This window comes from Burkholderia sp. Ac-20349 (genome assembly GCF_017104865.1).
Lineage (GTDB): Bacteria > Pseudomonadota > Gammaproteobacteria > Burkholderiales > Burkholderiaceae > Burkholderia > Burkholderia aenigmatica.
This window is the reverse complement of sequence record NZ_JAAGPM010000231.1, coordinates 1-7,607: the sequence shown is the minus strand read 5'-3', so window position 1 is coordinate 7,607 and position 7,607 is coordinate 1. Positions and strand designations below refer to the sequence as shown.

The 7,607-nt window shown below is 67.8% G+C and carries 8 protein-coding genes; 2 read left to right on the top strand and 6 right to left on the bottom strand.

The window, feature by feature from the left end; translation table 11 throughout:
* On the top strand, positions 1-91 hold a 91-nt coding region (locus tag G3N61_RS37070; protein WP_205824155.1), incomplete at its 5' end, for an integrase core domain-containing protein.
* Between the two features lie 64 nt (positions 92-155).
* Here G3N61_RS37070 and G3N61_RS37065 read toward each other — a convergent pair.
* A complete protein-coding gene (locus tag G3N61_RS37065; RefSeq protein WP_043190636.1) occupies positions 156-1,091 on the bottom strand; it encodes a DMT family transporter in 936 nt (311 codons plus the stop codon).
* A 373-nt stretch (positions 1,092-1,464) separates the two neighbouring features.
* On the opposite strand from G3N61_RS37065, the gene gloA reads away from it, so the two are divergent.
* Positions 1,465-1,854 (top strand): lactoylglutathione lyase, encoded by a 390-nt coding sequence (gene gloA / locus G3N61_RS37060; RefSeq protein ID WP_043190639.1) that lies wholly within the window; start codon positions 1,465-1,467, stop codon positions 1,852-1,854.
* A 108-nt stretch (positions 1,855-1,962) separates the two neighbouring features.
* Here the strand turns inward: gloA and G3N61_RS37055 are convergent, their stop codons facing one another.
* From G3N61_RS37055 to glyQ, 5 genes are read right to left on the bottom strand one after another with little or no spacing between them, the layout of a single operon-like run.
* On the bottom strand, positions 1,963-2,850 hold the full coding sequence (locus G3N61_RS37055; protein WP_043190777.1) for a SprT family zinc-dependent metalloprotease: 888 nt from the start codon (positions 2,848-2,850) through the stop codon (positions 1,963-1,965).
* Between the two features lie 46 nt (positions 2,851-2,896).
* Positions 2,897-3,661, bottom strand: coding sequence for a lysophospholipid acyltransferase family protein (locus G3N61_RS37050; RefSeq protein WP_043190642.1), 765 nt, complete (start codon positions 3,659-3,661; stop codon positions 2,897-2,899).
* A gap of 43 nt (positions 3,662-3,704) precedes the next feature.
* A complete protein-coding gene (gmhB, locus tag G3N61_RS37045; RefSeq protein ID WP_205824879.1) occupies positions 3,705-4,268 on the bottom strand; it encodes a D-glycero-beta-D-manno-heptose 1,7-bisphosphate 7-phosphatase in 564 nt (187 codons plus the stop codon).
* 10 nt (positions 4,269-4,278) lie between these two features.
* The gene (gene glyS / locus G3N61_RS37040; RefSeq protein WP_205824878.1) at positions 4,279-6,378 is read right to left on the bottom strand and encodes a glycine--tRNA ligase subunit beta; all 2,100 of its coding nucleotides are present in this window, start codon (positions 6,376-6,378) and stop codon (positions 4,279-4,281) included.
* 22 nt (positions 6,379-6,400) lie between these two features.
* Entirely contained in the window at positions 6,401-7,405 is a 1,005-nt protein-coding gene (glyQ, locus tag G3N61_RS37035) for a glycine--tRNA ligase subunit alpha (protein ID WP_011885965.1), read from the bottom strand.
* Positions 7,406-7,607 lie beyond the last annotated feature (202 nt).

Sequence of the window (7,607 nt, the reverse complement as noted above, 5' to 3'; positions counted from 1 at the left end):
GGTCGAACAGTCGGTGCACATCTACAACCATGAGCGACCACATGCCGCCCTGAAATACAAAACGCCCGATGCGGTGCATCGGGCGTTCTAGTGCCTGGATACTGTCAACCTATTCCAGGACTTGACAGTGGACGCGCGCGTGTTGCGCGGGGTCGTCATGCCCGCCTGCGCGGCGGCGCGTTGACGAGTGCGATGCCGGTCAGCACGAGCGCGGCCGCGGACATGAAGCGCCAGCCGACCGATTCGCCGAGCAGCAGCACGCCGAACGCGACGCCGAACAGCGGCGACAGGAACGTGAAGACGGACAGCCGCGACGCGCTGTAGCGCGTCAGCAGCCAGAACCACGACAGGTAGCTGACGAACGCGACGATCACCGACTGGTACGCGAGGCTCGCCATCGCGACCGGCGTGACGCGCGCGAACGACACCTGGCCGAACAGCGCGGCCAGCGCGACCAGCACGACCGCCGACACCGCGAGCTGGTAGAACAGCGTCTTGCTCGCGCTTGCCCGCGCGAGCGTCGTCGAGCGCACGACGACCGTCGTCGCGGCCCACATCGCACCGCCGAGTATCCCGAGCGCGTCGCCGGCGAGCCCGGCCAGCACCGATGCACCGGGTGCGCGCGGCTTCAGGAAGCCGTCCGCGAACGCGAGCGCGATGCCGGCGAAGGCGAGGCCGACGCCGGCCCATTGCGTGCGCTGCAGCCGTTCGCCGGGTGCGAACAGGTGCAGGCCCAGCGCGGTGAAGCACGGCGCCGTGTACAGGAAAATCGCCATGTGCGACGCGCTCGTCAGCGTCAGCCCGAAGAACACGCAGATGAATTCGCCGGCGAACAGCGCACCGGCCGCGAGGCCCGGGCCGAACGTGCCATCGGCCTGGAACAGCGGCGTACCGCGCGAGCGGGCCCAGCCCCATAGCAGCACCGCCGCGATCACCGAGCGCAGCCCGGCCTGGAACATCGGTGCAATCGCCGCGTTCGTACTCTTGATCGCGACCTGCTGGAAGCCCCAGATCGCGCACAGCAGCAGCATCAGGCCGACGGCACGCGTATCGAGCGCGCGGCGCACGGGGGCAGCGGCGAGCGTGGTCATCGGCGAACCTCGCCGGTTCGGGACGGCGGCAGCGAGATCGGGAGGGCGGCGCATCCGGCGCGCTCGAATCGGCGGTTTCGCACGGCAGTGTAGGGGTAGGGAAGCGTGGATGGTCGCGTTCGGGCGATAGGTCGCGTGCCCGATTTTGGTGCGAGGTGGAAGGATGTTACCCGATCGGCGCGGCAGCCGGGCGAGCCGGATCGTGCCGTTTTCCGCCGTTGTGCTCGCGCCGATCGGTATCGATGAGCCGGTTCGGCCGCGCTCCGGCCTGGCGCCCCTGACCTTGGCCGTCCCCGGCTAGGCGCCCCCGGCGAAATCTACCCGACTCTGGTAGAGTTCCCGGTTCTGGAAAGTCCCCACAGGAGTACAACCCATGCGATTGCTGCATACGATGCTGCGAGTCGGCGATCTCGACCGCTCGATCAAGTTCTACACCGAATTGCTCGGCATGAAGGTGCTGCGCCGCGACGACTATCCGGAAGGCAAGTTCACGCTCGCATTCGTCGGCTACGGCGATGAAAGCGACAACACGGTGATCGAACTGACCCACAACTGGGACACCCCGTCGTACGACCTCGGCACGGGTTTCGGCCACCTCGCGCTGGAAGTCGACGACGCATACGCGGCTTGCGACAAGATCAAGGCGCAAGGCGGCAAGGTCACGCGCGAAGCGGGCCCGATGAAGCACGGCACGACCGTGATCGCGTTCGTCGAGGATCCGGACGGCTACAAGATCGAATTCATCCAGAAGAAGGCGCACTGAGCGCCGGATGAACCGGGCTGCGGCGCGCGATGTGCGCCGCAGCCGCAAAAAAGGGCGATGCGGGGTGACCCGCATCGCCCTTTTTCGTTGGCGGCGCAGCCGTGCGCGTCAAAGCGACGGCAGCAGTTCGGGCGGGTGATGCTTGAGCGTGTGCCGCGCTTCGCGGAACTCGGGGAAGATCGATTCGACGGTCTGCCAGAAGGCCGGGCTGTGGTTCATCTCGCGCAGGTGCGACAACTCGTGTGCGACGACGTAGTCGATGATCGACATCGGAAAATGGATCAGCCGCCAGTTCAGGCGGATCTTGCCGTCGCTCGAGCAGCTGCCCCAGCGCGTCGCGGCCGACGACAGCGCGTACATCGAATACGTGACGCCGAGCTTCTCTGCATAGACCGCGAGGCGTTCCCCGAAGATCCGCTTGGCTTCGCCCTGCAGCCAGCCCTGCACGCGATCCTTGATCTGCTGCATGTCGGCCTGCACGGGCAGCGGCAGCGAGAGCCGCAGCGCGTCGCCATCGAACGCGACGGCGCCCGCGCCGAGCGCGATCGTCACCGTCTTGCCGAGATAGGGAAGTTGCGCACCGTCGCGCCAGTCGATCTGCGGCAACGCGCGCTGCTCGGTGCGCGTCTTCCACTCCGCGAGCTTCGCGAAGATCCAGCGTTGTTTCTCGGCGATCGCGGCTTCGATGTCAGCGAGCGTGACCCAGCGCGGCGCGGTGATCGACAGCCCGCTGCCGTCGATCGTGAAGCCGATCGTGCGGCGCGCGGAGCGCTTCAGGCGGTATTCGAGCACGCGGCTGTCGAGTGCGAACGTCCGCACGCGCGAGCGGTCGGGTGCCGGGCCCGGATCGAGGGGCGCGGCGGGTGCCGCGGCGGGCGGCGCCGGCGGCGTGGCGGGCGCCGACGGTGCGGCGGCCGGCCCGTCGAAGAGCGGCAGGTCCATCTGGCGATGATCGAGGGCCACGACGGCAGGCCGTGGCCGCGGACGCTGTTTCATCAGTTCGCTTCTTTTTGTCGTACGCAACGGCTGCAACCTGCGGGCGTCAGGCACGCGCGGCATCGCGCGCGCCGGCATTGTCCGCCTGGCGATACGAATCCGGATCGATCCGGCGCATTTCCGCTTCGATCCATGCTTCGACCTGCGAGTTCAATGCATCGGGCGTCAGCCCCTCGCTGGGAATCGGCTTGCCGATCGACACGGTGACGACGCCCGGGAATTTCGTGAACGAGTTGCGCGGCCACACGCGGCCTGCGTTGTGCGCGATCGGCACGACGGGGGCGCCGGTTTCGATCGCGAAGCGCGCGCCGCCCGTCTTGTACTTGCCCTGCTTGCCGACCGGCGTGCGCGTGCCTTCCGGGAACATGATCATCCAGGCGCCTTCCGACAGGCGCTTCTTGCCCTGGCGGATCACCGAAACGAACGCGTTCTTGCCTTCCTTGCGGTTGATGTTGACCATGTGCAGGAGCCCGAGCGCCCAGCCGAAGAACGGCACGTACAGCAGCTCGCGCTTGAACACGTAGCAGAGCGGCCGCGGCATCAGCGCCGGAAACGCAAGCGTCTCCCATGCGGACTGGTGCTTCGACAGCAGCACGGCCGGGCCGTCGGGCAGGTTCTCGTACCCTTCGATCCGGTAGCGGATGCCGTTCAGCCAGCGCACGACCCACAGCGTCGACTTGCACCAGCCGGCCGCCATCCAGTAGCGCGCGTCGGGGCGCATGAACGGAAAGGCGATGAAGCACGCGGTGGCGTACGGCACCGTGTACAGGACGAAGTAGATCAGCAGCAGCAGGGAGCGGACGAAGCGCATCGGCGTAAGTCTGGCGTTAGGGAGGATGCGCGCGGCGGCTGCATCACTCGTGTTCGTGTGAAAGGAAATCGAGCGCGAACGCGCGCAAGTCGTCGTGAACCTTCGTGCCGGGCGGCAGGTTGCCGGCGGCGAGAGTCTTCTTGCCCTTGCCGGTGAGCACGAGGTGCGGCTGGAAGCCGACCGCGACGCCGGCCTGCAGGTCGCGCAGCGAATCGCCGACGACCGGCGTGTGATCGGGATCGATCTCGAAGCGCTCGGCGATCATCTGCATCATGCCGGGTTTCGGCTTGCGGCAGTCGCAGTGATCCTCGGCCGTGTGCGGGCAGAAGAACACCGCGTCGATACGTGCGCCGACCGCGGCCGCCGCGCGATGCATCTTCAGATGCATCGCGTTGAGCGTGGCCATGTCGAACAGCCCGCGACCGATGCCGGACTGGTTGGTCGCGACCACCACGCGATACCCCGCGTGGTTGAGCCGGGCGATCGCCTCGAGGGCGCCGGGCAGCGCGATCCATTCGTCGGGCGTCTTGATGAACGCATCCGAATCGACGTTGATCACGCCGTCCCGATCGAGGACGACGAGCTTTCGGTTGGGGCTGATCGGCATCGTGCGGCCCTTATGCGGCGAGCTTCGAGATGTCGGCGACGCAGTTCATCTGCTGGTGCAGCGCGAACAGCAGCGCGAGACGGTTCGCGCGCAGCGCCGGATCTTCCGCGTTGACCATCACGTCGTTGAAGAACGTGTCGACCGGTGCGCGCAGCGCGGCGAGCGCCGACAGCGCGCCCGTGTACGCACGCGCTTCGAGTTGCGACTGCACGTGCGGCGTCACGGCCGCGAGCTGTTCGTGCAGCGCCTTCTCGGCCGCTTCGACGAGCAGCGTCGGCTGCACCGTGCCGTTCGCGCCGCCTTCCGACTTCTTCAGGATGTTCGAGATCCGCTTGTTCGCGGCCGCGAGCGCTTCGGCTTCCGCGAGGCGCGTGAATTCGCGCACCGCGTCGAGGCGCGCGACGAGATCGTCGACGCGCGTCGGGTTCAGGCTCAGCACCGCGTCGATTTCGCCGGCCGAATAGCCGCGCTCGCGCAGCAGGCCGCGCAGGCGATCCATGAAGAACGCGAAGATCGCATCGGTCGATTCGGCGACCCCGGCCACGCCTTCGAAGCGCGCATGGGCCGTGCGCAGCAGCGACACGAGGTCGAGCGGCAGCTGCTTCTCGAGCAGCAGGCGCAGCACGCCGAGCGCATGGCGGCGCAGCGCGAACGGATCCTTCTCGCCGGTCGGCGCGAGGCCGATGCCCCAGATGCCGACGATCGTCTCGAGCTTGTCGGCCAGCGCAACCGCGGTCGACACGGGCGTGGTCGGCAGTGCGTCGCCGGAGAAGCGCGGCTGGTAGTGCTCGGCACAGGCGAGCGCGACGTCGTCGGCTTCGCCGTCGTGGCGCGCGTAGTACGTGCCCATCGTGCCCTGCAGCTCCGGGAACTCGCCGACCATGTCGGTCAGCAGGTCGGCCTTCGCGAGACGCGCGGCGCGCTTCGCGAGCGTGGCGTCGGCGCCGATCGCGGGTGCGATCTCGCCGGCCAGCGCTTCGAGGCGCTCGACGCGCGCGAGCGCCGAGCCGAGCTTGTTGTGATACACGACGTTCGCGAGTTGCGGCACGCGGTCGGCGAGCGGCTTCTTCTTGTCCTGCTCGAAGAAGAATTTCGCATCGGCGAGGCGCGGGCGCACGACGCGCTCGTTGCCTTCGATGATCTCGCCCGGCGTCTTCGTCTCGATGTTCGACACGATCAGGAAGCGCGAGCGCAGCTTGCCGGCGACGTCGGTCAGCGCGAAATACTTCTGGTTCGTCTGCATCGTGAGGATCAGGCATTCCTGCGGGACCTGCAGGAATTCGTCCTCGAAGCGGCACGGGTAGACGACCGGCCATTCGACCAGCGACGTCACTTCGTCGAGCAGCGATTCGGGCATCACGACGGTGTCGCCGTTCGCATGCTCGTTCAACTGCGTGCGGATCGTCTCGCGGCGATCGGCGAAGTGCGCGATCACGCGGCCCTTGTCGCGCAGCGTGTCGGCGTACGCGCGCGCATGCTGGATCGCGACGAGGCCGTCGGACAGGAAGCGGTGGCCGAGCGTGGTGTCGCCGGCGTCGACGCCGAATGCGGTGACGGGGACGATGCGATCGTCGTGCAGCACCGTCAGGCGATGCACCGGGCGCACGAACTTCACGTCGGAGCCGTCCGGGCGCTGGTAGGTCATCACCTTCGGGATCGGCAGCTTCTCGAGCGTTTCGTCGAGCGCGGCCTGCAGGCCGTCGGCGAGCGTCGCGCCGGCTGCCGAATAGTTGAGGAAGAACGCTTCGGCCTTGCCGTCCTGGGCGCGCTCGAGATCGGCGATCGACAGGTTCGGGTGGCCGAGCGCCGCGAGCTTCTTCGCGAGCGGGGCGGTCGGCTTGCCTTCGGCGTCGAGCGCGACCGACACGGGCAGGACCTTTTCGCGGACCTGCTTTTCAGGGGCGACGGCGCGCACGTTCTGCACGACGACGGCGAGGCGGCGCGGCGTGGCGTAGCGTTCGAACACGAGTTCGCCTTCGACGAGGTCGCGTGCCGCGAGGCGTTGCGCGAGACCTTCGGCGAATGCGTCGCCGAGGCGCGCGAGGGCCTTCGGCGGCAGCTCTTCGGTCAGCAGTTCGACGAGCAGGGGGGCGGGATGATTGTGCGTCATGATTGGAGTGAATCTCGTCTCGTCAGTCCTGATCGATCTTGCGTTCGACCTTGAGCGGCGGCGCCCATGCCGGCTGGGCGGCGTCCTGGGCGTCGGTGGTGAGGCCGGGCACGCCCGGCGGGTTGCCGAGCATCGGGAAGCCGAGCTTCTCGCGCGAGTCGTAGTAAGCCTGCGCGACGAGACGCGACAGCGCGCGGATGCGGCCGATGTACGCCGCGCGTTCGGTGACCGAGATCGCGCCGCGCGCGTCGAGCAGGTTGAACGTGTGGCCGGCCTTCAGCACGAGTTCGTACGCGGGCAGCGCGAGCTGCGCGTCGATCATCTTCTTCGCTTCCGCTTCGTAGCTGTTGAAGAACGTGAACAGCAGGTCGACGTTCGCGTGCTCGAAGTTGTAGGTCGACTGCTCGACCTCGTTCTGGTGGTAGACGTCGCCATACGACAGGCGGCGCAGCTCGGGGCCGTTCGGGCCTTGCTCTTCCCACTCCGTCCACACGAGGTCGTACACGTTCTCGACCTTCTGCAGATACATCGCGAGGCGTTCGAGGCCGTAGGTGATCTCGCCGAGCACCGGCTTGCAGTCGAGGCCGCCGACCTGCTGGAAATACGTGAACTGCGTGACTTCCATGCCGTTCAGCCACACTTCCCAGCCGAGGCCCCACGCGCCGAGCGTCGGGTTTTCCCAGTCGTCCTCGACGAAGCGCACGTCGTTCTGCTGCAGGTCGAAGCCGAGTGCCTCGAGCGAGCCGAGGTACAGGTCGAGGATGTTTTCCGGCGCCGGCTTGAGCACGACCTGGTACTGGTAGTAGTGCTGCAGGCGGTTCGGGTTCTCGCCGTAGCGGCCGTCCTTCGGGCGGCGCGACGGCTGCACGTACGCGGCGCGCCACGGCTCGGGGCCGACCGCGCGCAGGAACGTGTGGACGTGCGACGTGCCTGCGCCGACTTCCATGTCGATGGGCTGGAGCAGGGCGCAACCCTGCTTGTCCCAGTAGGACTGCAGCGTCAGGATGATTTGCTGAAACGTAAGCATGAAGAGCCTTCGTGGCGCTGGCGCTCCGTTGCGGGCGGCGCTCCGGGCGGGGCCCGGAGGGTCGGCTCGCGCGGCGGCGCGGCTTGTTAGTGTGCTGAAACGCGTAATTTTACCGGATCGGCAGGCGGATGCGGCCGGAACGCGGGCGGGCGCACCGTCGGCCCCGTCCGGGCGGCCTGCGCGGGCGTGCCCGGTGCGCGCC